Origin of the sequence: Rhizobium sp. B21/90 (assembly GCF_019355815.1) — a bacterium.
In the GTDB taxonomy this organism is placed as follows: Bacteria; Pseudomonadota; Alphaproteobacteria; order Rhizobiales; family Rhizobiaceae; genus Rhizobium; species Rhizobium rhododendri.
Map to the genome: position 1 here is coordinate 633,046 of NZ_CP072162.1, position 26,610 is coordinate 659,655.

28 protein-coding genes are annotated in these 26,610 nt (G+C 61.8%); 14 read left to right on the plus strand and 14 right to left on the minus strand.

Annotated features, from left to right (window positions below; translation table 11 throughout):
* Nucleotides 1–80 precede the first annotated feature (80 nt).
* The 4 genes from J5278_RS02980 to J5278_RS02995 form a co-directional block, all read right to left on the minus strand.
* Nucleotides 81–1,199, minus strand: a complete 1,119-nt coding sequence (locus J5278_RS02980) for a porin (RefSeq protein WP_209185190.1) — start codon at nucleotides 1,197–1,199, stop codon at nucleotides 81–83.
* Nucleotides 1,200–1,901: 702 nt separating this feature from the next.
* Nucleotides 1,902–2,183, minus strand: coding sequence for a CBS domain-containing protein (locus J5278_RS02985; RefSeq protein WP_209185188.1), 282 nt, complete (start codon nucleotides 2,181–2,183; stop codon nucleotides 1,902–1,904).
* A gap of 41 nt (nucleotides 2,184–2,224) precedes the next feature.
* Nucleotides 2,225–2,887 carry a CBS domain-containing protein gene (locus J5278_RS02990; RefSeq protein WP_209185186.1) on the minus strand — a complete coding sequence of 221 codons (663 nt, stop codon included), beginning with the start codon at nucleotides 2,885–2,887 and terminating at the stop codon, nucleotides 2,225–2,227.
* A 158-nt stretch (nucleotides 2,888–3,045) separates the two neighbouring features.
* The gene (locus J5278_RS02995; protein ID WP_209185184.1) at nucleotides 3,046–4,206 is read right to left on the minus strand and encodes a M20 aminoacylase family protein; all 1,161 of its coding nucleotides are present in this window, start codon (nucleotides 4,204–4,206) and stop codon (nucleotides 3,046–3,048) included.
* Between the two features lie 141 nt (nucleotides 4,207–4,347).
* Here J5278_RS02995 and J5278_RS03000 point away from each other — a divergent pair, with 141 nt between their 5' ends.
* Nucleotides 4,348–5,481, plus strand: coding sequence for a D-alanyl-D-alanine carboxypeptidase family protein (locus J5278_RS03000; RefSeq protein ID WP_142824758.1), 1,134 nt, complete (start codon nucleotides 4,348–4,350; stop codon nucleotides 5,479–5,481).
* A 13-nt stretch (nucleotides 5,482–5,494) separates the two neighbouring features.
* On the plus strand, nucleotides 5,495–6,664 hold the full coding sequence (locus tag J5278_RS03005) for a GTP-binding protein (protein WP_209185182.1): 1,170 nt from the start codon (nucleotides 5,495–5,497) through the stop codon (nucleotides 6,662–6,664).
* 1 nt (nucleotide 6,665) lies between these two features.
* Here J5278_RS03005 and J5278_RS03010 read toward each other — a convergent pair whose 3' ends face one another.
* The 5 genes from J5278_RS03010 to J5278_RS03030 form a co-directional block, all read right to left on the minus strand.
* Nucleotides 6,666–6,899, minus strand: a complete 234-nt coding sequence (locus J5278_RS03010; RefSeq protein ID WP_209207517.1) for a sulfurtransferase TusA family protein — start codon at nucleotides 6,897–6,899, stop codon at nucleotides 6,666–6,668.
* The gene (locus tag J5278_RS03015; protein ID WP_209185179.1) at nucleotides 6,892–8,205 is read right to left on the minus strand and encodes a murein L,D-transpeptidase family protein; all 1,314 of its coding nucleotides are present in this window, start codon (nucleotides 8,203–8,205) and stop codon (nucleotides 6,892–6,894) included. Before J5278_RS03015 ends, J5278_RS03010 begins: the two co-directional genes overlap by 8 nt.
* Before the next feature lie 234 nt (nucleotides 8,206–8,439).
* Nucleotides 8,440–9,393 carry an acetyl-CoA carboxylase carboxyltransferase subunit alpha gene (locus J5278_RS03020; RefSeq protein ID WP_142824762.1) on the minus strand — a complete coding sequence of 318 codons (954 nt, stop codon included), beginning with the start codon at nucleotides 9,391–9,393 and terminating at the stop codon, nucleotides 8,440–8,442.
* Nucleotides 9,394–9,456: 63 nt separating this feature from the next.
* On the minus strand, nucleotides 9,457–10,413 hold the full coding sequence (gene xerD / locus J5278_RS03025; protein WP_142824763.1) for a site-specific tyrosine recombinase XerD: 957 nt from the start codon (nucleotides 10,411–10,413) through the stop codon (nucleotides 9,457–9,459).
* A complete protein-coding gene (locus tag J5278_RS03030) occupies nucleotides 10,410–10,577 on the minus strand; it encodes a hypothetical protein (protein ID WP_162854752.1) in 168 nt (55 codons plus the stop codon). The genes xerD and J5278_RS03030 overlap by 4 nt, the downstream gene beginning before the upstream one ends.
* Before the next feature lie 150 nt (nucleotides 10,578–10,727).
* On the opposite strand from J5278_RS03030, the gene J5278_RS03035 reads away from it, so the two are divergent.
* The 3 genes from J5278_RS03035 to J5278_RS03045 are packed head-to-tail and all read left to right on the plus strand — an operon-like array spanning nucleotide 10,728 to nucleotide 13,752.
* The gene (locus J5278_RS03035; RefSeq protein ID WP_142824764.1) at nucleotides 10,728–11,318 is read left to right on the plus strand and encodes a shikimate kinase; all 591 of its coding nucleotides are present in this window, start codon (nucleotides 10,728–10,730) and stop codon (nucleotides 11,316–11,318) included.
* The gene (gene aroB / locus J5278_RS03040) at nucleotides 11,315–12,445 is read left to right on the plus strand and encodes a 3-dehydroquinate synthase (protein ID WP_209185177.1); all 1,131 of its coding nucleotides are present in this window, start codon (nucleotides 11,315–11,317) and stop codon (nucleotides 12,443–12,445) included. Before J5278_RS03035 ends, aroB begins: the two co-directional genes overlap by 4 nt.
* Complete coding sequence (locus J5278_RS03045) at nucleotides 12,442–13,752, plus strand: HlyC/CorC family transporter (protein ID WP_142824766.1); 1,311 nt, start codon at nucleotides 12,442–12,444, stop codon at nucleotides 13,750–13,752. The genes aroB and J5278_RS03045 overlap by 4 nt, the downstream gene beginning before the upstream one ends.
* Nucleotides 13,753–14,069: 317 nt before the next feature.
* Here the strand turns inward: J5278_RS03045 and J5278_RS03050 are convergent, their stop codons facing one another.
* Nucleotides 14,070–14,351: a BolA family transcriptional regulator gene (locus tag J5278_RS03050; RefSeq protein WP_142824767.1), complete on the minus strand. Its 282-nt coding sequence runs from the start codon at nucleotides 14,349–14,351 to the stop codon at nucleotides 14,070–14,072.
* Nucleotides 14,352–14,455: 104 nt separating this feature from the next.
* Here J5278_RS03050 and J5278_RS03055 point away from each other — a divergent pair, with 104 nt between their 5' ends.
* From J5278_RS03055 to J5278_RS03070, 4 genes are all read left to right on the plus strand, one after another.
* A complete protein-coding gene (locus J5278_RS03055) occupies nucleotides 14,456–15,073 on the plus strand; it encodes a J domain-containing protein (RefSeq protein ID WP_142824768.1) in 618 nt (205 codons plus the stop codon).
* A gap of 311 nt (nucleotides 15,074–15,384) precedes the next feature.
* Nucleotides 15,385–16,374 carry a cobaltochelatase subunit CobS gene (gene cobS / locus J5278_RS03060; protein WP_111220043.1) on the plus strand — a complete coding sequence of 330 codons (990 nt, stop codon included), beginning with the start codon at nucleotides 15,385–15,387 and terminating at the stop codon, nucleotides 16,372–16,374.
* Nucleotides 16,375–16,418: 44 nt separating this feature from the next.
* Entirely contained in the window at nucleotides 16,419–18,317 is a 1,899-nt protein-coding gene (gene cobT, locus J5278_RS03065; protein ID WP_209185175.1) for a cobaltochelatase subunit CobT, read from the plus strand.
* A 52-nt stretch (nucleotides 18,318–18,369) separates the two neighbouring features.
* Nucleotides 18,370–19,368 (plus strand): esterase-like activity of phytase family protein, encoded by a 999-nt coding sequence (locus J5278_RS03070; RefSeq protein WP_209185173.1) that lies wholly within the window; start codon nucleotides 18,370–18,372, stop codon nucleotides 19,366–19,368.
* 43 nt (nucleotides 19,369–19,411) lie between these two features.
* Here J5278_RS03070 and J5278_RS03075 read toward each other — a convergent pair whose 3' ends face one another.
* A complete protein-coding gene (locus tag J5278_RS03075) occupies nucleotides 19,412–20,044 on the minus strand; it encodes a queuosine precursor transporter (RefSeq protein WP_209185172.1) in 633 nt (210 codons plus the stop codon).
* A 115-nt stretch (nucleotides 20,045–20,159) separates the two neighbouring features.
* Complete coding sequence (gene rpmB, locus J5278_RS03080; RefSeq protein ID WP_111219879.1) at nucleotides 20,160–20,462, minus strand: 50S ribosomal protein L28; 303 nt, start codon at nucleotides 20,460–20,462, stop codon at nucleotides 20,160–20,162.
* A gap of 234 nt (nucleotides 20,463–20,696) precedes the next feature.
* Between rpmB and J5278_RS03085 the strand changes: the two genes are divergently transcribed.
* Both J5278_RS03085 and J5278_RS03090 read left to right on the plus strand, forming a co-directional pair.
* Nucleotides 20,697–21,467 carry a DUF3108 domain-containing protein gene (locus tag J5278_RS03085; RefSeq protein WP_209185170.1) on the plus strand — a complete coding sequence of 257 codons (771 nt, stop codon included), beginning with the start codon at nucleotides 20,697–20,699 and terminating at the stop codon, nucleotides 21,465–21,467.
* A 48-nt stretch (nucleotides 21,468–21,515) separates the two neighbouring features.
* The gene (locus J5278_RS03090) at nucleotides 21,516–22,409 is read left to right on the plus strand and encodes a DMT family transporter (protein WP_209185168.1); all 894 of its coding nucleotides are present in this window, start codon (nucleotides 21,516–21,518) and stop codon (nucleotides 22,407–22,409) included.
* A 3-nt stretch (nucleotides 22,410–22,412) separates the two neighbouring features.
* Here J5278_RS03090 and J5278_RS03095 read toward each other — a convergent pair whose 3' ends face one another.
* Entirely contained in the window at nucleotides 22,413–22,838 is a 426-nt protein-coding gene (locus tag J5278_RS03095; protein ID WP_209185166.1) for a cupin domain-containing protein, read from the minus strand.
* Entirely contained in the window at nucleotides 22,838–23,608 is a 771-nt protein-coding gene (gloB, locus tag J5278_RS03100) for a hydroxyacylglutathione hydrolase (RefSeq protein WP_209185164.1), read from the minus strand. Before gloB ends, J5278_RS03095 begins: the two co-directional genes overlap by 1 nt.
* Before the next feature lie 87 nt (nucleotides 23,609–23,695).
* Here gloB and J5278_RS03105 point away from each other — a divergent pair, with 87 nt between their 5' ends.
* From J5278_RS03105 to J5278_RS03115, 3 genes are all read left to right on the plus strand, one after another.
* The gene (locus J5278_RS03105) at nucleotides 23,696–24,451 is read left to right on the plus strand and encodes a class I SAM-dependent methyltransferase (RefSeq protein ID WP_209185162.1); all 756 of its coding nucleotides are present in this window, start codon (nucleotides 23,696–23,698) and stop codon (nucleotides 24,449–24,451) included.
* Nucleotides 24,452–24,548: 97 nt separating this feature from the next.
* A complete protein-coding gene (hisC, locus tag J5278_RS03110) occupies nucleotides 24,549–25,658 on the plus strand; it encodes a histidinol-phosphate transaminase (RefSeq protein WP_209185161.1) in 1,110 nt (369 codons plus the stop codon).
* Complete coding sequence (locus J5278_RS03115) at nucleotides 25,655–26,587, plus strand: prephenate/arogenate dehydrogenase family protein (protein WP_209185159.1); 933 nt, start codon at nucleotides 25,655–25,657, stop codon at nucleotides 26,585–26,587. The genes hisC and J5278_RS03115 overlap by 4 nt, the downstream gene beginning before the upstream one ends.
* Nucleotides 26,588–26,610: the final 23 nt, after the last annotated feature.

Consider the following 26,610-nt stretch of genomic DNA (forward strand, 5'->3'; position numbering starts at 1 on the left):
GGCAATCGACCAGCGGCTTGAACAAAGAAAAGGGCCCGAAAGCCGGGCCCTTTGGCAGACGATAGTGAGGGTCTAGCCTATCAGAAACTTCTCTGGAAGCGAAGAATGCCGGCCCAGGCGTCGTTGTTGGTCGAATCCCACTTGGTGTATTCGACTTCCGGCTCGATCGTGAAACCGCCGACCGGCTTGAACTGCAGGTTGGCAGCCGCGGCAAGGATATTGCTGTCGGTGTAGGCGACCTGGACGTTGCCCTTCAGCTTGTCGTTGATCGGCACGTTGACGCCGCCCCAGACAGCCCAGTCGCCCCAGCCGCAAAGCTCTTCCTTGTTGACGGGGCAGGCGCCATCGGTGACGTAGCCCGAAGCATACTTGTTGAGCTTGTCGCCGTCTGTGTTCCAGCCGCCCATCAGGAATGCCGAAAAGACGCCGAAATCGGCATCGACGCGGGCCTTGATAGCGCCTTCCTCGACGATCGAGTCGTAGCCGCCGACAACCTTGAGGCTCCACATGCCGGACTTGTAGCCGAGGCCGGCAACGACATCCGGGGTATAGGTGTCGGCCTTGGAGACCTGCCAGCTGCGGCCATTGCTCTGGACGAAGGAGGAGTCGTAATTTGCGTCGGATGCAGACTGCGAATCCTCGACCGAGACCATCGCGGTGAACCCGTTGCCCGGATCGTAGGTGTAGGTCAGCTGGTTGAGTTCGGTGTTGATCGGTCCGGGGCCGTAGGAAACCACGTCGTCCTGGATGATGTCGCCAGCATAGCCCGTGTAGGACGAGAACTGCGAATCCGCCTTGCCGACGAGGAAGCCGCCGAGGCTGATGTTGGCAAACAGGACCTTGTTGGTGTTGATGCCTTCAGACGATTCGAAGCGGTAGACCATCTCGGTCTTCAGCGCGCCGTATTCGGTGTCCGTTGCGGTATCGACGTTCAGTTCGACGCGCGTATGCCAGAAGGTGCCGATCTTGTGGTCAGGCTGGTAGGCATCGTGCCATTCGCCTTCGGTCCGCACCATACCGCCGATCTTCAGGCAGGTTTCTGTGCCTGGAATGTAGAAGTAGCCGGCGCCATAGGCGTCGCAGATGCGAACATATTCAAGGGGTTCCGGTTCGGCCGCGACGATGGCGTCGGCAGCCTTTGCTCCGGAGACGATGGAAAGGGCTGCGGCCGAGCCCAACAGCAATGTGCGAATGTTCATGATCTATCCAATCTGTCGGGATTGGCCGTGGCAGCTGCGCGCAAAACTGTCTGCTGCAACTGCGGCCTGTTACATGCTCCACCTGGAACAGCGGCGAATCCCCGCTGAATATAAGCATATCGGGACAACGGAATGTATCAACAGGGATCAGCGTCGATCGCGGCGAAGCAGAATTTTCAGCACGCCGAGGTTGCCGAAATGTCACAACTCCAGCCCGCCGCCGAGCTTTGCCGGTGCCGGATAGTTTGACGCCCTTTTGTCTGGAAATTTTGTCAAAATGGTGTCCACGAGAGGATTCGAACCTCCGACCCCAGGATTCATACCACTTCGGTTTTAACCGCCGCCCGGAGGCGTTCGTGGTCTGGACTGTCCCTTCACCATGGGCCGAGGCCTTTAGGTGCTGCCCATCCAGTCTCTACACCTTCACCGGATTTCTCCGGAGCTTGGCTCGGGATTGGCATGCTGGAGTTCAGCGAAGCGTTCCCCGACTTTGAGCAGATCGACTGCAATCTTTCAAATGCAGCCCCCAATTAATGCAACTAGGAATCCTGTGCTCTATCCTACTGAGCTACGTGGACATAACGGTTTTGCCCTGGTCTCCATAACGCAGGCTCGTGCCTGTCGCAACTCATCTTTTGCCGAAATCCGTGTTCGGAAGGGCATGCAAAGCCGGGCCATGCGTCGGGACTGGACTGCCTGCCGCTATTCCACGATGGGCAGTTCTGCGCGCCGCATGGCCTTGCCGATGCATCCGTCCGGCTGGAGTGTCATGACGTCGAAGGCGGTGATGGCGCCCGGAAGCTTTCCCGACAGGAGGCACTTCATGGCTATGTCGCGATCCGTCACGGTGCCGATGACAATGCCTGTCTCGACCACCACCACGATGCTGACGTTCTCCCGCTGCATGATGTCCAGAACGTCATTGGCGAATGTGCCACGTGTCACGGTCTGCAGCGGTTTGTTGGTCTTTTGGGCTTCGTCCATGGTTGTCCCTTGGTATGCCGTCGCAGCCGATCGCCCGGTTTTCAGTCTGTCAGCGTCGTGTGGTCGGTGTAGCCGGTCACGCCATGAACGCTTTCGACGAGCACTCGGACGGCTTTTTGCTGCAGGTCGGTCTCAAGCCGCCCGCCAATGGAAACGCGGGCGCCCGAGACCGTCACTTTGACGTGGGCAGGGTCGATGCCGAGATCGTCCTGCAGCCGGGTGGAGATGGCGAGGCGAATGCCCTCATCGCCGGAAGCGACGATATCGAAGGGTGCGTCGATGATCATGCCCAGCAGGTCGCAACGGCTGACGATGCCGATGAGCTGCCCCTTGTCGAGGATCGGTACGCGCTTGATCCCGTGCGACAGCATGATGCCGGCAATCTCGCGGACATCGGTGTTGGGGCCTGCCGTGATGATATCGCTGCACATCGCATCCCGGACCGACCATCCATGGGTATGTACGTAGTCGTCCAATGAAGGGGGATCGTTTGGCCCCGGCAGGTCGTAGTGCCGATCCTGCGCGCGGACGGCGACGCGACGCAGCAAGTCCCCCTCCGTAACGATGCCGATCATCAGTCCGTCGTCGTCGACAACGGGCAGGCCGCTGATGGAGTGGGCGATCATCGAAAGTGCGGCGCTGCGGACGCTCGCGGTGGGTTGGATCGAGATGACACTGGTTGTCATGACGTTCTTGGCGAGCATTTTTATTCCTCCCGAGACCTGAAGAGGGCAGGCGACACCGGCTCATTTAACCGACGTCGCTGACCGAACTCCGGGCACACTAGGGAAGATGGACGCGATGGCATTGATTTTGATCAATGCCATCGCGGGTATGGGTCACCGTGAATGAGGTTGCTTCGTTACGAGCCGAGACGTTGCTCGGCAAGGCGGACCCAGAAGGAAATGCCGTGGGCGATGGCCTCGTCGTTGAAGTCGTAAGCGGCATTGTGCAGGCCGGCGGTGTCGCCGTTGCCGAGGAAAAGGAAGGCGCCGGGTCGGGCGTTGAGCATGTAGGAAAAATCCTCGCCGCCCATCATCGGATCGACTTCTGCATTGACGTTGGCGTCGCCGGCGATGTCACGAGCGGCCTCCGCAGCGTAATCCGTCTCGTTGGCGTGGTTGAAGGTCACCGGGTAATTGCGGTTATAGCGGACGTCGGCTTCGGCTCCGTGGGCGGCGATGATACCGGCGACAACCTGGCGCAGGCGCTGCTCGGCCAGATCGCGAATCCCGGCATCCAGCGTACGGACAGTACCGGCGAGGGTGGCTTCGTTGGCGATGGCGTTCTGGGCGAAGCCGGCGTTGAATTTGGTAACGGAAACGACTGCAGAGCCGAGCGGGTCGACGTTGCGCGAGGCGATCATCTGCAGGTTGGTGACGATCTGCGCGCCGATGGCAATGGGGTCGATCGTCGTGTGTGGCATGGCCGCATGGCCGCCCCGGCCCTTGACGACAATGCTGAACTCGTCTGTCGCCGCCATGATCGCACCCTTGCGGATGGCGAACTTGCCGACGGGGATGCCCGGCATATTGTGCATGCCATAGACTTCGGCGATCTTGAAACGGTCCATCATGCCGTCCTCGACCATCAGCTTGCCGCCGGCGCCGCCTTCTTCAGCCGGCTGGAAGATGACGGCGACGCTGCCGGTGAAATTGCGTGTTTCCGCCAGATATTTGGCGGCTCCCAGCAGCATGGCGGTGTGGCCGTCATGGCCGCAGGCGTGCATCTTGCCGGGTGTCTTCGATGCCCAGGGCTTGCCGGAAATCTCGGTCATCGGCAAAGCATCCATGTCGGCGCGCAGGCCGATGGTGCGACCTTCGCCACGGCCGCGGATGATGCCGACGACGCCGGTGCGGCCGATGCCTGTGACGATCTCGTCGACGCCGAAGCTTTTCAGCTTGTCAGCGACAAAGGCGGCGGTCTCCTCGACAGCGTAGAGCAAGCCCGGATGGGCGTGGATGTGGCGGCGCCATTCGGTCACTTCGTCCTGCAGTTCCGCTGCTCTGTTCAAGATGGGCATGGTCGATTTTCCTGCTGATCAATCTCTTTGATATGGCGTGGGAAGACGGAAATAAACCGTCGATCACCTTTGCCTTCTCATAGCCATATAGGTTAAATACCTGCGAGGTTCGAGAAAATTCCGGACACTGAAGGACAGACCGTGCCGACGAAGCAGAATTCTTTGTTTGCCGCCTTGCGGCTTTTGCCGGTGGGTGCTGCCGTCACAGCGCTTTTCCTGAGCGGTGCATCCGCAGCCTTTGCCAACCCACACATCCTTGTCGATGTCAGCACCGGCCGCGTGCTGGAGCACGAGGAAGCGTTCCGCAAATGGTATCCCGCATCGCTGACAAAGCTGATGACGGTCTATACCACGTTTCGCGCCATCCAGGCCGGCCAGATCAGCCTCGACACCCCGGTGGTGATGTCGAAGCACGCAGCCGCCCAGCCTGCCGCCAAGATGTATTTCAAGCCCGGCCAGAAGATGACGCTCGATAATGCGTTGAAGATGATGCTGGTGAAATCGGCCAACGATCTGGCCATGGCTGTTGCCGAGACGGTCGGTGGCTCCGAGCAGGGCTTCGTCGCCAAGATGAACGCGGAAGCGGCGCGACTCGGCATGACGAGTTCGCATTTCATCAATCCGAACGGCCTGCCCGGCAAGGGGCAGTATACGACGGCCCGTGATCTCGCGATCGTGACCGTCGCCCTGCGTCGCGAATTTCCACAGTATGCCGGCTATTTCGCGCTCGAGGGCTTTACCAACGGCGTCAAGCAGGTGCCCAACATCAACCTGCTGATCGGCCGCTACAACGGTGCCGATGGTATGAAGACCGGCTTCATCTGTGCATCCGGCTTCAACCAGATCGCCTCGGCGACGCGCAACGGCAGGACGCTGGTGTCCGTCGTTCTCGGCACCAACAGCCTGGCTGAACGCGCCGACATGTCGGCCGACATGCTCGAAAAAGGCTTTACCTCGCAGTTTCCCGGCAACGACACCTTGCAGACATTGAAACCCTATGGTCCCGGCCAGGACCAGGTGGCGGACGTTACCAACGATATCTGCAGCGCTAAGGGCGCGCAGATGCGCAGCGAGACGCGCGACCCGACAGGCCGGATGAAGGTGCTTTCTCCCTATATCCACGAGATGACCCATACTCCCAACTTCACCTATGCCGGGCTGATCGGCGGCGGACCCGATGCGGCGGCCGACAAGGCGTCTGTCGCGAAGAGTTCGCAACAGGTATCCGGCGATGTCGCAGGCATTCCGGTTCCGCAGCCGCGCCCGACCAACTGATCGGACCCAGATCATGAACAGCACGCCTGACAAGGTGCCGGTGTCCATCCTCACCGGCTTTCTCGGCGCCGGCAAGTCGACGCTTCTCAACCGCATCCTGAAGGATCCGGAGATGCGCGACACGGCCGTCGTCATCAACGAATTCGGCGATGTCGGCATCGACCATCTGCTGGTCGAAAGCTCCGGCGACGCGATCATCGAATTGTCCGATGGATGCCTCTGCTGCACGGTGCGCGGAGAGCTTGTCGATACGCTGGCGATGCTGATGGACCGGATGCAGACCGGCCGCAGCCGCACGCTGCGCCGTGTCGTCATCGAGACCACAGGGCTTGCCGATCCGGCGCCTGTCATGCAGGCGATCATGGGCAATCCCGTCATCGCCCAGAGCTTCGATCTCGACGGCATGGTCACTGTCGTCGATGCCGTCAACGGGCTGCAGACCCTCGACAACCACGAGGAAGCGCGCCGGCAGGTGGCAGTCGCCGACCGGCTGATCATTTCCAAGGGGACCATGGCGGGTGCTGCTTCATCGTCGGCGCTGGAAGCGCGGCTGCGGCTGCTCAACCCGCGCGCGCCGATCGTCGATGGCGACAGCGAGGAGGCTGCGCGCGCCGCCATCCTCGTCAACGGCCTGTACGATCCCGGCTCGAAAATTGCCGATGTCGGCCGCTGGCTGCAGGACGAGATGACCGCCGATGCCCACGATCACGCGCATCACCATGAGCATGAGCATGCGCACGATCATCATCACGATGATCACCATCATGGCGACGGGCATCAGCATGGCCATGACGTCAATCGTCACGATGCCTCGATCCGGTCGTTCTCGATTGTCGAGAGCCAGCCGATCGATCCGATGGCGCTGGATATGTTCATCGACCTGCTGCGCTCGGCGCATGGGGAAAAGCTGTTGCGCATGAAAGCTATCGTGGCGCTGAAGGATCGTCCCGAGCGGCCCGTCGTGCTGCACGGCGTCCAGAACATCTTTCACGCGCCGGTGCGACTGCCGGCCTGGCCGGATCCTGCCGACAGGCGGACGCGCATGGTGCTGATCACCAAGGATCTGCCGGAAAGTTTCGTCAAGGACCTGTTCGACGCCTTCCTTGGCAAGCCGCGCGTCGACATGCCTGACCGCGAGGCGCTGGAAAACAATCCGCTGGCGATCCCGGGAATGCGCCTGTAGCTCAGCCCTTGCGGATCGTGAAGCGATGGCCATCCGCCGTGGTGGCGCTGTCCAGCAGCGTATGGCCGTTCTCGTTGCAGAAATGCGGGATGTCGATGATGGCCAGCGGATCGCTGGTCTCGACGCTCAGCACTGCGCCCTGAGGCATCGAAGCCAGTTTTTTCCGGGTCTTCAAAACGGGAAGCGGACATTTCAGTCCGCGCAGGTCATAGGTCCCGGCGTCGAGCCTACTCACTCTTAGACCAGAATTTCCAGAACGGCGGCTTCTTGTCGGAAGGCTGCTCCTGAGCTGTCTCGACCGGGGAGGGGACCTGCGCATAGGCCAGTGGGTTCTGGGCCGGTACCGGCACGGTCGCCGGCAATGTCACGGCTACGGCTGTCGGGGCCAATGTCGCTGCCGGCGCGCTGCCTACCGTCGGGACAGAGGCAGTCGTCATCGGCAGTTGCGCAATGCTACCCTTGGCATTGTGGACGCCCGACGGCATTCCGGCCATGATGGTCGGAGATGTCGTCGGAAGGTTCGACTGGCGAGCCATCAGCGTTTCGAGTTCGGTGACCTTCATGATCTTGCCGGCAGCCAGGGCCGAGCCCGTCGGTGCATATGCCAGGTCGTGGCCGGCACGCTGCTTGGCGACGACCGCCTTGCGCTCGGCTTCGGTCGGGTCGTACCAGGCGGTATCGCTATATTTGCTCATCGCCTTGTCGTAATCGAGCTTGTAGATCTTGTTGTAGGCGACCAGAGCCGACTGCAGGGCAGGCGGCGTAGTCATGGCAGGGCATTTGCCGCTTGCGGTGAAGGGACCGTCGGACTGCTGGTTGAAGACGTATTTCTTCTCGCAGACCTCGACTTCCGGCGGACGCTTGGTCACCTCGAAATCGTCGTAGCCGGCCTTCAGCATCTTCCAGAAGTCGATATTGGAATTGAGGCGATGGCGCACCATGTTCTCGGCTGTCATGCGGAACGGAAAGGCTTCGAGCTGGATGGTCTTCTGGCCGCCCTTGAAGGCGTCGCGCGCGAAGGCGTAGATTTCGAGAACCTGCTGGTCCGTCATCGAATAGCAGCCGGACGACGAGCAGGCGCCGTGAATCATCAGATTGACGCCGCTGCGGCCGTTGGCGCTGTCGTATTTGTTCGGGAAGCCGGTGTTGATGGCCAGGTAATATTTCGAATTCGGATTCAGGTTGGCCGGCGTCAGGTTGTAGAAACCTTCGGGCGCCTGCCGGTCGCCTTCCTTGACCTTCGGGCCAAGGCGGCCGGACCACGCACAGATCTTGTATTCAGCAATCTTGTCGAAGCGGTTGTCGGTCTTCGCCTTCCAGATCTCCATGACACCCTCTTCCTTGAGGATGCGGATCATGATCGGCGAGTTGCGGTCCATGCCCTTTTTCGCCATTTCGGCGACGATGCGGTCCGGGAGCGGCTGCTCGACCTTGTTCTTGACCTTAGACAGGTCGATCGAGGTTGCTGAATCGAGCGTGTCGTTGCAGCCGGCGAGTGCCAGCGCCATCAGGGAAAGAGAGGCAAGGTAACGAATGCGCATGTGTGACTAAGCCCTAGACGCGAAACGGGTCGGGTGACCCTTATCGCAACCCCATCAAAGGAACCAAAATCATAGGCGTTTATGCTTGACGATTCCTTACCAGCCTATGCATCGGCCGGTGCCCCCAGGCAAGCAATTCTTTGCCCGAGGTTCGTTGGATAACATCAATGTGGCCAAGATTTGGCTTTTTACGGCAGAATTTCGCGCGATTTTCTACGTTTGGACGGGTTTCGCCTAGAGATTGCGGCCCATGGCGAGGAATTTCTGGCGTCGTTCGTTGCGGACCTGCTCGCCGGACAGACCAGAAAACTCACCGAGCGCTGTCGCGATGACGTTGCCGGTCGAGGCGATTGCGGCTTGCGGATCGCGGTGCGCGCCGCCGAGCGGCTCGGGAATGATGCCGTCGATGACACCGAAGGCTTTCAGGTCCTCGGCCGTGATCTTCATGTTTGTGGCAGCTTCCTTCGCACGGGCGGAATCCCGCCAGAGGATGGAGGCCGCACCTTCGGGCGAGATGACGCTGTAGATCGAATGTTCCAGCATGTAGACGCGGTTGCCGGTGGCAATCGCGATGGCGCCGCCAGACCCGCCTTCGCCAACGATGACCGAGATGATCGGCACCTTGAGGCCGAGACACATTTCCGTCGAGCGGGCGATGGCTTCCGCCTGTCCACGCTCTTCGGCACCGACGCCGGGATAGGCGCCTGCGGTATCGACGAGGGTGATGACCGGCAAGCCGAAGCGATCCGCCATCTCGAGTACGCGGATGGCCTTGCGGTAGCCCTCGGGCCGGGCGCTGCCGAAGTTGTGTTTCAGCCGCATCTTGGTATCGCTGCCCTTTTCCTGGCCGATGACAGCAACAGGCTGGCCACGGAAGCGCGCGAGGCCGGCCTGGATGGCGGCGTCCTCGGAAAATTTCCGGTCGCCGGCCAGAGGCGTGAATTCCTCGAACAAGGCTGCAGAATAATCGATGAAATGCGGTCGCTGCGGATGGCGCGCGACCTGCGTCTTCTGCCAGGCATTGAGCTTGGAGTAGATCTCGAGCGTTGCTTCGTGGACGCGGCCTTCTAGCCTGTTCACCTCATCGGAAGTGTCGATGCTTTCGTCTTCCAGGGCCAGCTTCTTCAGCTCGTGGATCTTGCCCTCGAGGTCCGAGATGGGCTTTTCGAAATCGAGATATTGGTGCATGAGGGGCGTTTCCGTTCCTTTTGCGCGGGCGGGGTTGTCAGGCTCCGGCCTTTGTTGCCGGTCCTAATCCTGCTTTTTCGCCTGTTTGGCAAGGGGGTGGTGCGTTTGCACCAGTTGGTGAAGGCGTTCTTCCAGCACATGGGTATAGATCTGCGTGGTGGAAATGTCCGAATGGCCAAGCAGTTCCTGCACCACGCGCAGATCGGCGCCGTTGGCAAGAAGATGGCTGGCAAAGGCATGCCGCAGCACGTGCGGCGATATCAGCGATGGCGTCAGGCCGGCGCGGATGGCGAGGTCCTTGAGGTCGCGGGCAAACACCTGGCGCGGCAGATAGCCTTCCTTCGAAGAGGATGGAAACAGCCACGGACTTTCCGGTGGTGGCTCCTTGGCGGCGGCCTCCTGCGCAAGGCGCATCTGTCCATAGGCCTTCATCGCCGATATGGCCGAGTGCGACAGCGGCACCATGCGCTCCTTGTTGCCCTTGCCGCGGATCATCAGGAAGCGGCCTTCGTGGTCCAGTACCTTGGCGGAAAGCGAGACAAGTTCGCTGACGCGCATGCCGGTCGCATAGAGGAGTTCCAGCAGCGCCAGCATCCGCACGCGCTGCAGCTTGTTCGGCCCGTCCAGTTCGGCTTCGGTTTCAGCCTGCGCCAGAAGGCGGCTGACCTCTTCGACGCCCATGATCTTTGGCAGTGCGCGGCCCTTTTTAGGCGCATCGAGAATACCGGTCGGGTCGTCGGTGCGCAGCCCTTCGGCATAGAGAAACTTGTAGAACTGCCGCATCGCCGACAGGCGGCGGGCCTGCGAGGATGCCTTGAAGCCCTGGTTCGAGAGGCCTGTGAGATAGGCACCGAGATCGGTGGACGCCGCCTCCGTCATTCGGACGGCACGGGCCTTGAGGAAGCCGTGCAGGTCGTCGAGATCGTGCTGATAGGACGACAGCGTGTTGAGCGCCGCACCGCGCTCGGCGCTCATCATTTCGAGGAAAGCTTCCATGTGGGCGCGTCCGAGATCTCTCATGGCTTGATCGTGCCTGTCGATGGCGGATTGAGCTTTTCGGCCGGGATGCGGATTGTGATATCGCGCGGCTTAGGCTCGACGAAAACGGCCAGTGCCCACATCGCTCCATAGACCGTCCCCGCTATCACCGCGCAGAAAACAAGGAAGCGAAACAGTGTGGGCATGCAGTCTCCTGGGTGTGCGGCAAGAGGCCAAGGGCATTTCGGCAAGGCCAGCGTTAGCGAAGATGTATTGCAGAGGTGTTTATACTGCGGCGACTTGACGCTATGGGCGCATTTGACGATACCCTTTGCAAACAATTTATGAATGGCCCGATGTGTGAACCTGTCCTAACCCTTGCGCAAAGCCTCAAAGACAGAGCCCGAGCGGCGCTCGGTCAGCGCAATCTTATCCTCGTCGGTCTTATGGGTGCCGGCAAAACCTCGATAGGTCGGCTCGTTGCAACCCATCTCGCAATTCCCTTCGTCGATGCCGATGCCGAGATCGAGCGGGTGTCGCGAATGACCATATCCGAACTGTTTACGGCCTATGGAGAAGAAGAGTTTCGGTCGCTCGAAACGCGGGTGATCAAGAGGCTGCTGAAAGGCGGCCCGCGTGTCGTCTCGACCGGCGGCGGTGCTTTCGTCAACGATCGGACGCGCTGGCATATCAAGCGCAAAGGTCTCTCGATATGGCTGAAGGCCGATCTCGACGTGCTCTGGGAGCGAGTCAACAAGCGCGATAGTCGGCCGCTGTTGAAGACCGGGGACCCCAAGGCGACGCTCGAGGGCCTGATGAAGGCGCGTTATCCGATCTATGCGGAGGCCGATCTCACCGTCATGTCGCGCGATGTCCACAAGGATATCATTGCCCGGGACGTGCTGGCGGCGATCCTCCGCACAAGCCAGGAAAGTAAAGTATCATGAGTGCCATTCCTGACGTGTCCGAGCGTCTCGTCCACGTGCCGCTCGGCGAACGGGCCTACGATATCCTGATCGGCCCCGGCCTGATCGCGCGCGCCGGTGCGGAGATTACCGCGCGCCTTAGGGGTCGGCGGGCTGCCGTCATCACCGACAAAAATGTCGGCCCGCTGTATCTAGCCGCCCTGACAGCCAGCCTCGAGGCATCAGGCATCGCTGTCGCCAGCCTGGTGCTGCCGGCCGGTGAGAAGACCAAGAGCTTCGAGCCGCTGATGGCGGTCTGCGATGCGGTGCTGGAAGCCCGCGTCGAGCGCAACGACATGGTGATCGCTCTCGGCGGCGGCGTCATCGGCGATCTCGCCGGCTTTGCAGCCGGTATCGTCCGGCGTGGCGTACGCTTCGTTCAGGTGCCGACCTCGCTGCTGTCGCAGGTGGATTCCTCCGTCGGCGGCAAGACCGGCATCAACACCCGCCAGGGCAAGAACCTCGTCGGCGTCTTTCACCAGGCGGACCTCGTGCTGGCCGACAGCGACGTGCTGAATACGCTGAGCGAACGGGAATTCCGGGCCGGATATGCCGAAGTCGCGAAATACGGGCTGATCGACAAGCCGGACTTCTTTGCCTGGCTCGAGGCCAACTGGCGTGACGTGTTTGCGGGTGGCCCGTCCCGCATCGAGGCGATTGCCGCCAGTTGCCAGGCTAAGTCCGATGTGGTGGTGGCCGACGAGCACGAAAACGGCGCGCGGGCGCTGCTCAATCTCGGGCATACCTTCGGCCACGCGCTGGAATCAGCCACGAATTACGACAGCAGCCGGCTGGTGCACGGCGAGGGCGTCTCCATCGGCATGGTGCTCGCCCATCGGTTTTCCGCCCGGCTCAATCTGGCGAGCCCCGACGATGCGGCCCGGGTCGAGGCACACCTGAAGGCGGTCGGCCTGCCGACGCGCATGAGCGATATCCCGGGCGCCTTGCCACCAGCAGAGATGCTGATGAAAGCCATCGGCCAGGACAAGAAGGTAAAGAGCGGCAAGCTGACCTTCATCCTCACGCACGGCGTCGGCCAGTCCTTCGTCGCCGACGATGTTCCCTCTTCGGAAGTGCTGAGCTTCCTCAAGGAAAATCACCCGCAATGACCATCGAAGGCACCTTTGCAGCGCTTGCGGAATATTGGCCGCAGTTCCTGTCCATCGTCCTGCTCGTTCTGGTCTCGGCCTTCTTTTCCGGTTCCGAAACGGCGCTGACGGCGGCATCGCGCAGCCGCATGCACACGCTCGAGGCCAATGGCGAGATCCGTGCCGCTGTCGTCAACGGGCTGATCGAGCGTCGTGACCGGCTGATCGGGGCGCTGCTGATCGGCAACAATCTTGCCAACATCCTGTCCTCATCGATTGCCACCAGCCTGTTTCTCGGGCTGTTCGGCAGCTCGGGCGTGGCACTGGCCACCCTGGCGATGACCGTCATCCTGGTCATTTTCGCCGAAGTCCTGCCAAAGAGCTGGGCGATCTCGGCGCCGGACCGTTTCGCGCTCTATGTCGCGCCGATGGTCAAGCTGTTCGTGGCTGTCGTCGGGCCGCTGTCGAGCGTCGTCAATGTCATCGTCCGGCAGATCCTGGCGCTGTTCGGCATCAACCTTTCCAAGGAGGTGTCGATGCTGTCGGCCCATGAGGAGCTGCGCGGCGCCGTCGACTTCCTGCACCGCGAGGGATCGGTGGTGAAGGCCGACCGCGACCGTCTCGGCGGCGTCCTCGACCTCAGCGAGCTCGAATTGTCCGACATCATGGTTCACCGCACGTCGATGCGGGCCGTCAACGCCGACGACGCGCCGGAGGCGGTGGTCCGCACCATGCTGGAAAGCCCTTATACGCGCATGCCTCTATGGCGCGGGACGACCGACAATATCATTGGCGTCATCCATGCCAAGGACCTGCTGCGGGCGCTGGCAGAGCCGAACGTCGAGCCGGAGAACCTCGATGTCGCCAAGATCGCGCAAAAGCCGTGGTTCGTGCCCGATAGCACCAATCTCGAGGACCAGCTGAACGCCTTCCTGCGGCGCAAGCAGCATTTTGCCGTGGTCGTCGACGAATATGGCGAGGTGCAGGGCATCGTCACCCTGGAGGATATCCTCGAAGAGATCGTCGGTGACATCGCCGACGAGCACGATCTCGATATCCAGGGCGTGCGGCAGGAGGCGGACGGCTCGATCGTCGTCGATGGCGTGGTGCCGATCCGCGATCTCAACAGGGCCCTCGACTGGAACCTGCCGGACGAGGAGGCAACGACGATCGCCGGCCTGGTCATCCACGAATCCATGACCATCCCCGAGGAACGCCAGGCCTTCACCTTCTACGGCAAGCGCTTCATTGTCATGAAGCGCGAGAAGAACCGCATCACCAAGCTCCGCATCCGCCCGGCCGAAGCCGCCGATACGGACCCTGTGTAGGGCTGAGGCGGGCTTAGTCGCCGTCCGACGCGCGTTTGGTGCTATCTGCGGCACCCTGCTCATCCGTTTGATAACGCGACAAAACTCACCTCCCTCTTCCCTGTGCTTGTCACAGGGATCCAGCCGTCGCGCGTCTGCGCGGCGAGAAGATGCACTTAAGGTGGAGAGTTCTGTCGCGCCCAAGGACTTGGGCGCACTGGATTCCTGTGACGAGCACACGATGAGGGCGGAGAGAGTGGCGCTCTAACTTTGGCTGTAACCCCGCCTCTGAAGCGCGACGCTGGTTCATCAGCCGGCTGCCGAAACCCCGGCCAGACCTACCAGGCGATCTCTTCGCCGGGGGCTGCGGGCTCGATGGCCAAGGCGTGGAGGCCGGCGTCGAGTTCGGGTTTCAGGAGGGCGGTGATGGCGCGGTGGCGGGCGAGGCGGGGCATGCCGGCGAATTTTTGGGACACGATGCGAACCCGCATGTGGGTTTCTCCGGCGCCGGTGATGTCGGGATGGTGGCCGGCGTGGAGGTGGCTTTCGTTGATGACGGCAAGGCGCTCGGGCGCGAAATTCTGCGTCAGCGTTTCTTCGATGCGCGATTGAACGGTCATGATCTGCAGCCTGCTTCGGTTTCAAGAAAACGGATCACAAAGCCTGCAAGATTCCGGTTTGTCAATTCTTGTTGTAGGCCGCCGGACGTCCCATAATTAGCCCCATGGGACTAGACTCAAAATTCTTCGATGGCATCCGGACACGCCGTAGAAAGGTACCGGACGAGACGCCGGCCGACCCCATCTGCACATGGGACGGCTGCGAGAAGAAGGGTGTCCATCGCGCGCCGGTCGGCCGCAATGCCGAAGGCAAATTCTTCCTGTTCTGCTTCGAGCACGTGCGCGAGTACAACAAGGGCTATAATTACTTCTCCGGCCTGTCGGACAGCGAGATCGCCCGCTACCAGAAGGAAGCGATTACCGGTCACCGCCCGACCTGGAGCGTCGGCGTCAACAAGGCAGCGCGAAACAGCCCGTTGCATTCCGAGGTCCGCTCCGGCGCCCATCCGAGGATGCGCGATCCATTCGGCTTCGTGGCGGAAGGGCTCGGTCGGGGACCCCGTTTCGAAGCGCCGGCGCGCAAGTTGAAAACACTTGAGGCCAAGGCCTTCGACACGATGGATTTGACCTTCGGCGCCACGGCGACCGAGATCAAGAGCCGCTACAAGCAGCTCGTCAAGAAACATCACCCGGATGCCAATGGCGGCGACCGGGGGTCCGAAGACCGCTTCCGGGCTGTCGTTCAGGCCTATCAATTGTTGAAGCAGAACGGTTTTTGTTAATCCGTCTCCTTGAGTTCGAAATCGGATGAGGTATGGTCCAGATCGACCGGGACAGCCGGGCGGCCAAGGCGTATCCCGCGCGTTTGTCGCTGCGATCTCCGGTCGACACTCCGGGCGCGGCGTTTCTTGTCCGGGACTTTGCTTGTCATGCTCTCCGGCACAGCCCGGTCGCACAGAGATTTCGCTTTAGTCCCGGAGAAGAATCGCCGTCGTCTTGACCATTCGAGATGAGCGGCCATCTTCGGTGGCGAAGCAGTCGCGACAAAGAACATGCAATGCGGCCGGGTGCGACCACCCGCCTTGGAGACATGATGAGTAAGATTGACGTTGATATCTCGCAGCTGCCCGACACCACGGTTTCGCTGCGCGAAGCCTTCGGTATTGATTCCGACATGCGCGTACCGGCCTACAGCAAGGGCGACGCCTATGTTCCGGACTTCGATTCGGACTACCTCTTCGACCGCGACACGACGCTCGCCATCGTCGCCGGCTTCGCCCACAATCGCCGGGTGATGATTTCGGGCTATCACGGCACGGGCAAATCGTCGCATATCGAGCAGGTCGCCGCGCGGCTCAACTGGCCCTGCGTGCGTATCAACCTCGACAGCCATGTCAGCCGTATCGACCTTGTCGGCAAGGATGCCATCGTCGTCAAGGACGGCATGCAGATCACCGAGTTCAAGGACGGCATCCTGCCCTGGGCCTACCAGCACAATGTCGCGCTCGTGTTCGACGAATACGATGCCGGACGCCCGGACGTGATGTTCGTCATTCAGCGCGTGCTGGAATCGTCGGGTCGCCTGACGCTTCTCGACCAGAGCCGCGTCATCCGCCCGCATCCCGCCTTCCGCCTGTTTGCCACCGCCAACACCATTGGCCTCGGCGACACGACGGGCCTTTATCACGGCACGCAGCAGATCAACCAGGCGCAGATGGACCGCTGGTCGATCGTCTCGACGCTGAACTACCTGCCGCACGAGCAGGAAGTGAACATCGTCGCCGCCAAGGTCAAATCCTTCCGCACGACGGCCGGCCGCGAGACTGTTTCGAAGATGGTAAGGGTTGCCGATCTGACGCGCGCGGCCTTCATGAACGGCGACCTGTCGACCGTCATGAGCCCGCGTACGGTCATCACCTGGGCTGAGAATGCCGAGATCTTCGGCGATGTCGCCTTCGCCTTCCGCGTCACGTTCCTCAACAAGTGCGACGAGCTTGAGCGTCCGCTGGTGGCCGAGCACTATCAGCGCGCCTTCGGTGTGGAGCTTAAGGAAAGCGCCGCCAACATCGTTCTCGAGGCCTAGAGCATTTCATGCTCGACATGATAGCTCGGAAAGACTGAAGTCATATGGCAGGTCGTGGAGACAATCTGAAAGGCAAGCCCAACACGCAGGTCGATATGGAGCCGTTGCGTCGGGCGATCACTGGCTGCGTGCGCTCGATTGCCGGCGACGGCGAAGTCGAGGTGACGTTTGCCAACGAACGTCCGGGCATGAGCGGCGAGCGCATCCGCCTGCCGGAAATGTCGAAGCGGCCGACGCTGCATGAGCTTGCGGTCACCCGCGGGCTCGGCGATTCCATGGCGCTGCGTCTTGCCTGTCACGATGCGCGCGTTCACGCGACGATGGCGCCGCAGGGTACCGACGCCCGCACCATATTCGATGCCGTCGAGCAGGCGCGCGTCGAATCGATCGGCACGTTGCGGATGGATGGCGTTGCCGCCAACATCTACTCGATGAATACCGAGAAATACGCCAAGGCGAACTTTGCCGGTGTCGAGCGTCAGGAAGATGCGCCGCTCGGCGAAGCCATGGCGATGATCATCCGCGAGAAGCTGACCGGCCAGAAGCCGCCGGAAAGCGCTGGAAAGGTGCTCGATCTCTGGCGTCCGTTCATCGAGGAAAAGACCGCCGGCGCTCTGGATGCGCTGCCGGCTGCGATCAACGACCAGCAGGCCTTTGCCCGCGCCATGCGCCACGTCCTCTCAGCCATGGAAATGGCCGAGGACTACGGCGACGACGAGACCGAGCAGAACGACGAGGACAGCACCTCCGAGGAAGACCAGCCACGCAGCGACGAGCAGGACCAGGACGAGGTCGACGAAGATGCCGGCGCCGACGCCGCGCCCGCCGAAGACAGCGAGCAGGCCGACGAGCAGATGGACGACGGCGAGATGGACGGCGCGGAGATTTCCGACGACGACATGACCGACGAGGGCGAGGACGATTCCGAAACGCCCGGCGAGACGCGCCGCCCGAACACTCCTTTCTCCGATTTCAACGAAAAGGTCGACTATCACGTCTTCACCGAGGATTTCGACGAGACCATCAGCGCGTCGGAGCTTTGCGATGCCTCCGAACTGGAGCGGTTGCGGGCGTTTCTCGACAAGCAGCTGGCCCATCTTCAGGGTGCCGTCGGACGCCTCGCCAACCGGATGCAGCGCCGCCTGATGGCGCAGCAGAACCGCTCGTGGGATTTCGACCTGGAAGAGGGCTATCTCGACCCGGCCCGCCTGACGCGGATGATCATCGATCCCATGCAGCCGCTGTCGTTCAAGATGGAGCGGGACACACAGTTCCGCGATACGGTGGTGACGCTGCTGATCGACAATTCAGGCTCCATGCGCGGACGGCCGATCACGGTTGCCGCCACCTGCGCCGATATCCTGGCGCGTACGCTGGAGCGTTGCGGCGTCAAGGTCGAGATCCTCGGCTTCACGACCAAGGCCTGGAAGGGTGGGCAGTCTCGCGAGACATGGCTCGCCGGCGGCAAGCCGCAGACGCCGGGCCGCCTCAACGACCTGCGCCACATCATCTACAAGTCGGCCGACGAACCTCTACGTCGGGCGCGCAACAATCTCGGGCTGATGATGCGCGAAGGGCTGCTGAAGGAAAATATCGACGGCGAGGCGCTGATCTGGGCCCACAACCGGCTGCTGGCGCGGCGCGAGCAGCGCAAGATCCTGATGATGATCTCGGATGGTGCTCCGGTCGACGATTCGACGCTGTCGGTCAATCCGGGCAATTATCTAGAGCGTCACCTGCGCGCCGTCATCGAGCAGATCGAAACCCGTTCGCCTGTCGAACTTCTCGCCATCGGCATCGGCCACGACGTAACGCGCTATTATCGTCGCGCCGTCACCATCGTCGATGCGGACGAACTGGCCGGCGCCATGACGGAGCAGCTGGCATCGCTGTTCGAAGACCAGACGCAGCTGCGCGGCAGCCGGCGGCGCCGGGCTGGCTGACAACGCGCCGCCGGTTTTCGCCGACGGCTGTTCCCTGATATCCGAGGGCCTGATGAAGCGACTTTCCCGCGTCTGCCTGCTGGCCGCGCTGCTGGCCGGCTGTGTGTCTGCCGGCGATCCCTCCGCCGGCGGACCTGCCGAGATCCGTGCCAGCAAGATATCCGCTTTCCGTTTTGGCTCGACGGTGACGAAATTCGGCGATCTCGAGTTTCTGGGCGGCCTGCAGATGACCTCCAGCAACGATCTGTTCGGCGCCGCCTCGGCCATTCGCCTGCGGCCAGACCACCGGCACTTCGTCTCCGTGCTCGATACCGGGCACTGGTGGATAGGCGCCATCGACCGCGATGCCGATGGCAAGCTGCAGGGCATCTCCGAGGCGGTCATCACGCCGATGATCGACCGGTTTGGCCAGACGCACGAAGGCAAGGGCGCAATGGATGCCGAGGGCGTTGCGCTGCGCGGCAACACCGTGCTTGTCAGCTACGAGCAGAACCACCGCGTCGACGTTTATCCCGATCCCGGCTTCGAGACGTCCAAGCCCTCGGGCTCGATCCCTATCCTCATGAACCGCAATGCGTTGCGCGGCAACCAGAGCCTCGAAGCGCTGATGATTGGCCCGCCGGGCAGCCCGCTTGCCGGCAATGCCGTGCTGGTAACGGAACGCAGCCTGGACAAGGACGGCAACATGCTCGCCGCCATTCTCGACGGCCCCCTGAAAGGCCGCTTCACCGTCCGCCATTACGACGACTACGATGTCAGCGACGGGGTGTTCCTCCCGGACGGCGACATGCTGCTTCTGGAACGGCGTTTCGACTTCGCCCACGGCATCGGCATGCGCCTGCGCCGCATTGCCGGCGGCGACATCAAGCCGGGTGCCGTCGTTGATGGAACGGTGATCTTCGAGGCCAATGCCGACGAGCAGATCGACAACATGGAAGGCATAGACGCCTTCCGCGCCGAAGACGGAACGATCCACCTGATCATGGTCTCAGACGACAATCACTCGATCCTGCAGCGCAACCTGATGCTGGAATTCCGGCTGCTGCGGTGAGAAACCGCTACCGGTTTCTCAGGGACAGTCAGTCCAGGTGACCTCAGCCCCGAACCAGCTGCGCCGGCTTCAGAACGTTCATGAGGGCGCCGTAGGGCAGCAGCATTACCAAGCCGACGATCAGCTTGACGGAGAAGTCGCCGATGGCCCAGGAGATCCAGCGCGGCGCTTCCATCGTGAAGATGCCGAGGATCGGCGCCTGTTCCAGCGCGAAAGGCGTGTTGTCGCCGAGGAATACGAAAAAGGCGGCGAAGGAGAGCGAGAAGAACAACACGGTGTCGAGCAGAGAGCCCAGCAGGGAGCCAACCAGCGGCGCGCGCCACCACGCCTGGCGGCGCAAGCGATTGAAAAGCACGATGTCGAGCAGCTGGCCTGCCAGATAGGCAGCGCCCGAGGCAATGGCGATGCGCGGCACTGACGAGAAGAACGACATGGCGATACCGACGACGAAGCCGGCGAGCACGACGCGGCGCGCGATGGTCGGGCCGAACTGGCGGTTGGTGAGGTCGGTGACGAGAAAGGCGACCGGGTAGGTGAAGGCACCCCAGGTCAGGATGTCGCCGAGTTTGATGCCGGCAATCTCGCCGTTCAGCGGGAACTGGACGAGAAAATTGGACGCGACGACGACCAGCGTCATCAGGGCAACGTAGATCAGCAGAAAACGCGGGTTGGGCATTTTTTTATCCTGGGTGATGCCACCAGTTGGAGGGAAGGGCCGGTCAAAGCAAAGGCTTGAGCGGATATTATCCGTCAAGCCTTTGAAAGCACGTATAAAGTCAGATCAGGAAGTCTTAGGCAGCGGTCGCTGCGAGTTCCGCGGTCTTCTTGACGATCTGGCGACGAAGCAGGCGAGCGCGCTGGCTCAGCGTGGTTTCGTCGGACTTCAGGAGGAAGGCATCGAGGCCGCCACGGTGTTCGACAGTGCGGAGCGCCGCAGCCGAAACGCGCAGGCGATAACGCTGGCCGAGCGAATCGGAGATCAGCGTTACCTGGCACAGGTTCGGAAGGAACTTGCGCTTGGTCTTGTTGTTTGCGTGGCTGACATTGTTACCCGTCAGGACGGCCTTGCCGGTCAATTCGCACATGCGGGACATGGTACACCTATTTTATTTTTGTCTGCCATCGGAGAGCCTTGCCGGCAAAACCGGTTCCGCAATCCAACAGGCCATGATTGGAAAGTTGCGGTTCTATAGTCAGCGCAGCCTTGGCAGTCAAGCCAAACCTTGGCATTTCCCGCAATTCCGCCAAAAAGCTCGTGCTTGTTGCCATCGCAGACATCGTCACAAGTGTCTATATAGGGTACTACCACTCATATGAAGGCAATCACGATGTCATATCTCGGAAAATGGCTTCTCGTCTCCGCTATCGCCGGATCGCTCCCGGCTATCGGCCATGCCGAGGACATGCGGCATGAAACCGAATACCGCGTGGCGCTGGCCGGACTGCCGATCGCGCACGCCGATTTCAAGACCGAAGTCATCGACAAGCATTTCACCATCAAGGGCACGGTCAGTTCCTCGGGCCTCGCCGATCTCGTGACGACGATCTCGGCGCAAGCCGATGTTGCCGGTGTCGTGGGGCCGCGGAAGCTCGAGACATCGCGCTACACGCTCAATTACAAGAGCGGTCGCAAGCAGCACACCTATGACGTCCTGTACCGCGATGGCAACGTCACATCGTCAACCACGACGCCGGAGCCGCACCGGCCGCAAAACTGGATCCCGGTTGCCGAGGGAGACCTGCGCTCCGTTCTCGATCCGGTGTCGGGGCTGATCTTCCCGGCAAACACCAACGTCTGCGCGCAGACACTGCCGATCTACGACGGCGAGACGCGCATGAACCTGAAACTGTCTCCGAAGGGCTCCAAGCCGTTCTCGACCGAGGGTTTCAAGGGTGACGCGATCGTTTGCGGCGTGCACTTCACAGCTCTCGGCGGCTACAAGAAGAGCCGCACCGACTTCGACTACCTGAGCAAGAGCAACGACATGGAGATCTGGTTTGCCAAGGCGGACGCCATGAAGGTATATGCTCCCGTCTATGTTCGTATACCGACCAAATACGGCACGGTGACAATCACGGCGGTCAAGTACGGCAGTTAACGGCACCTCCTCCGGCTGACACCGGCGCGGTGTCGCAAAGGGGGCAGAATGACATTGCGGGCAACGCTGATCGGTTTTTCGGCAATCCTGATGTGGTCCTTCCTGGCGCTGTTCACCGCCGCCTCCGGGACAATGCCGGCCTTCCAGCTTTCGGCCATCTGCTTTGCCATCGGCAGCATCCCGGGCATCGTGGTTCTGATCCTCAGGCCGGAGCGGATAAAGCTGCTGCGTCAGCCGGCGAAAGTGTGGATCACAGGCATTGCCGGGCTGTTCGGCTATCATTTTCTCTATTTCACGGCACTTAGAAATGCGCCGGCGGTCGAGGCCGGTCTCATCGCCTATCTCTGGCCGTTGCTCATCGTTGTCGGCTCGGCTCTGCTGCCGGGCGAACGGCTGCGCTGGTATCACATCGCAGGCGCCTTTGCCGGGCTCGCCGGGACGGTGCTGATCGTCGGGCGCAACGGGTTTCATTTCGATGCGGCCTATGGGCTTGGCTATGGCACGGCCGTTCTCTGCGCTTTCACGTGGTCAGGCTATTCATTGCTGACGCGGCGTTTCGATGCCGTCTCGACCGATGTCGTCACCGGCTTCTGCCTTGCGACGTCCATCCTCTCGCTGCTCTGCCATCTGGGGCTGGAAAGGAGTGTCTGGCCGGAAACAGGCTTTCAATGGGCGGCGATAGCCGGTCTCGGGCTGTTGCCGGTCGGGGCTGCCTTCTACGCCTGGGATTATGGTGTCAAGAACGGCGATATCCAGATCCTCGGTGCCGCCAGCTATGCGGCGCCGTTGCTGTCGACACTGATTCTGACGTTGTTCGGCTTTGCCGAGCCGAGCTGGGGAATTGCCGGCGCCTGCCTGCTGGTGACCGGCGGCGCCGTGCTTGCCGCCCATAAAATGATCCTGCGCCGTCCGCCAGCGCCGGATGTCGCCATTGCCGAATAGGCATCAGGCGTCCGAAGGCTTCCAGCCCGGAGGCGCCATTTCGAAGCTCGAAAATTCAAAGCCCGGGGCGACGGTGCAGCCGACCAGCGTGTAGTCGCCGGTTGTTTCCGCCGCCTGCCACCAGTCGGCGGGTACGATCGCCTGTGGCCGTTCGCCGCTCGCGAAATCTGTCCCGAGGACGATTGTCGTCTTGCCTTCGCCATTCTGCGAGATGTCGAGCGCCAAGGGAGCGCCGGCATAGTAGTGCCAGACTTCGGCGGCGTCCCGCACACGGTGCCAGTGAGAGCGCTCTCCCGACTGCAGCATGTAATAGATCGCCGTCGAATGGCCGCGCGCCTCGCCCGTGCCGTCGCGGAACGTCTGGACATACCAGCCACCTTCCGGGTGGGGCTGCATGCCGAGTTCGCGGATGATGTCCTCCGGCCGCATCAGAAATTATCTTTCCGCTTGCGGATTTCGGTGAAGACTTCCTCGTTGGTGCGGCTTTCCATCAAAAGGTTGCGGCGGATGGCCGGATCGGCGGGGCGCAGGAACGGATTGGTTTCCTTCTCCAGTGCCAGCGTCGTCGGGATGGTGCACTTGCCTTCGGCGCGCATCGCCTCGATATCGGCAGCCCGGGCTTTCAGGCGCTCGTTGTCCGGATCGATGGTGAGCGCAAAACGGGCGTTGGCCAGCGTATATTCATGGCCGAAATAGACGGCGGTCTCGTCGGGCAGCACGGCAAGTTTCTGCAGCGAAGCCCACATGTCCGAGGCCGGGCGTTCGAACAGCCGACCGCAGCCGAGCGCGAACAGCGTATCTGCGGCAAACAGCAGTTTGTCGTCCTCGAAGTGGTAGCAAATGTGCCCGGCGGTGTGACCTGGGGTCTCGATGACACCAACGGTGTGGCTGCCAAACTTGAAGCTGTCGCCGTCACCGTAGGCGCGGTCGAGGCCGGGAATGGCAACCGCCTCGTTGAGCGGGCCGAAGATGTGACAGCCGAACTGCTCCTTCAGCGCCAGATTGCCTTCGACATGGTCGGTATGATGGTGGGTGGTGAAGATGTGGCTGATCTTCCAGCCACGGCGCCCCGCTGCGGCGGCAACCGCTGCTGCGTCCGGCGCATCGATGGAGGCGGTGAGGCCTGTCTCCGGATCGTGGACGAGAACGCCGTAATTGTCGGTGCGGCAGGTAAATACGTCGAGTTCCAAAGGCTGCATGGCTCAAATGTCCTAACTTTCGTCGGTCGACACGAATGTAGAGGCTGCGGCCTTGAAGTCCAACCGCCGGCTGATAAGATTTCCGGTATGCATGCCGATATCGTCGACCTTCGCCAATTCTATCATTCCGAACTCGGCCGGCTGGCGGAGCAATCGATCGCCATGGCGCTGTCGTCGCTCTGGACGCGATTGCCGGAGGAGCGGCTGGTGGGGCTTGGCTATTCCGTGCCGTATCTCGACCGCTTTCGCGCCGATACCGAGCGGACCTTCGCGTTCATGCCGGCGGGGCAGGGGGCGGTGAACTGGCCGATGGGATCGGCGTCGTCGACGGCGCTGATCTTCGACGAAGAACTGCCCTTGCCCGATTCGTCGATCGACCGCGTTCTTCTGGTGCATTCGCTGGAATTTGCCGAAAGCCCGCGCGAGACGCTGAAAGAGCTTTGGCGGGTGCTGGCGCCCGGCGGGCGGCTGGTGATCGTGGTGCCGAACCGGCGTGGCGTCTGGGCGCGGATGGAGCATACGCCATTCGGCTCGGGCCGGCCCTATTCCCGCGGCCAGCTGACGGCGCTGTTGCGCGAGACGAATTTCACGCCGGGAGCGACCGCCGAAGCGCTGTTCTTCCCGCCCTCCAAGCTGCGTGCGGTGCTCAGGCTGCGCCGCGCCTTCGAGCGTATCGGCAGGACGCTGTGGCCGGCCTTCTCAGGCGTCATCATCGTCGAGGCGCAGAAACGGCTTTATCAAGGCCTGCCGGTCGCGGTGCGCGCCTCGCGGCGTGTGTTCGTGCCCGTGCTGGCGCCACGCGGCGTGCCCACGACGCGTGAGGAAACCCAGCCGAAGCGCTGAGTGTTGCCGGCTTCTTACTCGACAAAATCGTCATTCCGGATTAATGCCACGGGATGTTTGAAGCCGGATATGCCGGCCCTTGTCCAAGGTCGATCCCATGAGCAGCGAAATCAGCAAGCCCGTCCCGCGTCCCGGTATTCTCGACATCGCTGCCTATGTGCCAGGCAAGGAAGGTGCGCCGGGTCTTTCCCGTGTGTTCAAGCTGTCGTCCAACGAGACGCCGCTCGGTGCCAGCCCCAAGGCCGTCGCCGCCTTCAAGGCAGCGGCCGACGAGTTGGAACGTTACCCGGACGGGCAGGCATTGGCGCTACGGCAGGCCATCGCCGACGTTAACGGGCTCAATCCGGCAAACATCCTCTGCGGCAACGGGTCCGACGAACTGCTCGGCCTGCTCTGCCACGTCTACCTGGCACCGGGCGACGAGGCCGTCATCACCGAACACGGGTTCCTCGTCTACAAGATCCAGATCATGGGCGCCGGGGCGACGCCTGTTACGGTCAAGGAAAAGGACTGCACCGTCGACGTCGATGCGATCCTTGCCGCCGTCAACGAAAAGACCCGCATGGTGTTCATCGCCAATCCCGGCAATCCGACAGGCACCTATGTCCCGGTCAGCGACATCAGACGGTTGCACGCGGCGCTGCCGAAGAACGTCATTCTGGTGCTCGACGCCGCCTACGCCGAATATGTCCGCCGCAACGATTACGAGGCCGGCATCGAACTGGTCTCGGCAAATTCCAATGTCGTCATGACCCGCACCTTCTCCAAGGCCTACGGTCTGGCGGCGCTTCGCGTCGGCTGGATGTTCGGCCCGGCGGAGATCGTCGATGCGCTGAACCGTATTCGCGGACCGTTCAACATGAATGCCCCGGCAATCGCCGCCGGAGCCGCTGCCATGCGCGACCAGGCGTTCGTCGAGACGGCGGTCACCTACAATCTGATGTGGCTGGACAAGCTGACTGCGGCGTTTGAAGCCATCGGGCTGAAGGTCACGCCGTCGGTTGCCAATTTCGTTCTCATCCACTTCCCGGATGTGGACGGCAAGCGCGCTGCCGATGCCGACGAGTTGCTGGCCAGCCGGGGCTATATCCTGCGTGCCGTGCGCGGCTACGGCTTCACCAATTCGTTGCGGATGAGCATCGGCACGGAAGAGGCCAATCGCGGTGTCATCGAGACACTCGGCGAATTCATGGGACGCAAGGCATGAGCGATGTCCAGTTCGACCGGATCGCGCTGATCGGCATCGGACTGATCGGCTCGTCTCTCGCCCACGACATTCGCGCGCTCGGTCTTGCCCGCGAGGTCGTGATCGCGACGCGCGGCGCGGCGACGCTGAAGCGGGCCGAGGAACTGGGGCTGGGCGACCGCTACACGCTGTCGTCGGGCGAGGCCGTCAAGGGTGCCGATCTCGTAATCGTCTCGGTGCCTGTGGGTTCCTCGGAGAGTGTCGCCATCGAGATTGCCCCGTATCTGAAGCCGGGTGCCATCGTCACCGATGTCGGCTCGACCAAGGCCTCGGTCATTGCGCAGATGCAACCGCATATTCCGGAGGGCGTGCATTTCATTCCGGGCCACCCATTGGCAGGCACGGAGAAATCAGGCCCAGATGCCGGTTTTGCCGGTCTTTTCCGGGGGCGCTGGTGCATTTTTACACCCGTTGAAGGCACCGACGAGACGGCGCTGAAGACGCTCCGGCATTTCTGGGAGACACTTGGTTCAAGGGTCGACGAAATGGATGCCGAACACCATGACAAGGTGCTGGCCATCGTCTCGCACCTGCCGCACCTGATTGCCTACAACATCGTCGGGACGGCAGCCGATCTCGAGACGGTGACACAGTCGGAAGTCATCAAATATTCCGCCTCCGGCTTTCGCGACTTTACCCGCCTGGCGGCTTCCGATCCCACCATGTGGCGCGATGTCTGCCTGCACAACAAGGATGCGATCCTTGAGATGCTGGCGCGGTTTTCAGAAGACCTCGCCTATCTGCAGCGGGCGATCCGCTGGGGCGAAGGCGACAAGATCATGGAACTGTTCACCCGCACCCGCGCCGTCCGCCGCTCGATCATCGACGCCGGCCAGGATGTCGACGCCCCCGATTTCGGCCGACACGCGCTCGATCCGAAAGCGCCGTGACGCTCGGTCTCAAGGCGTACCGC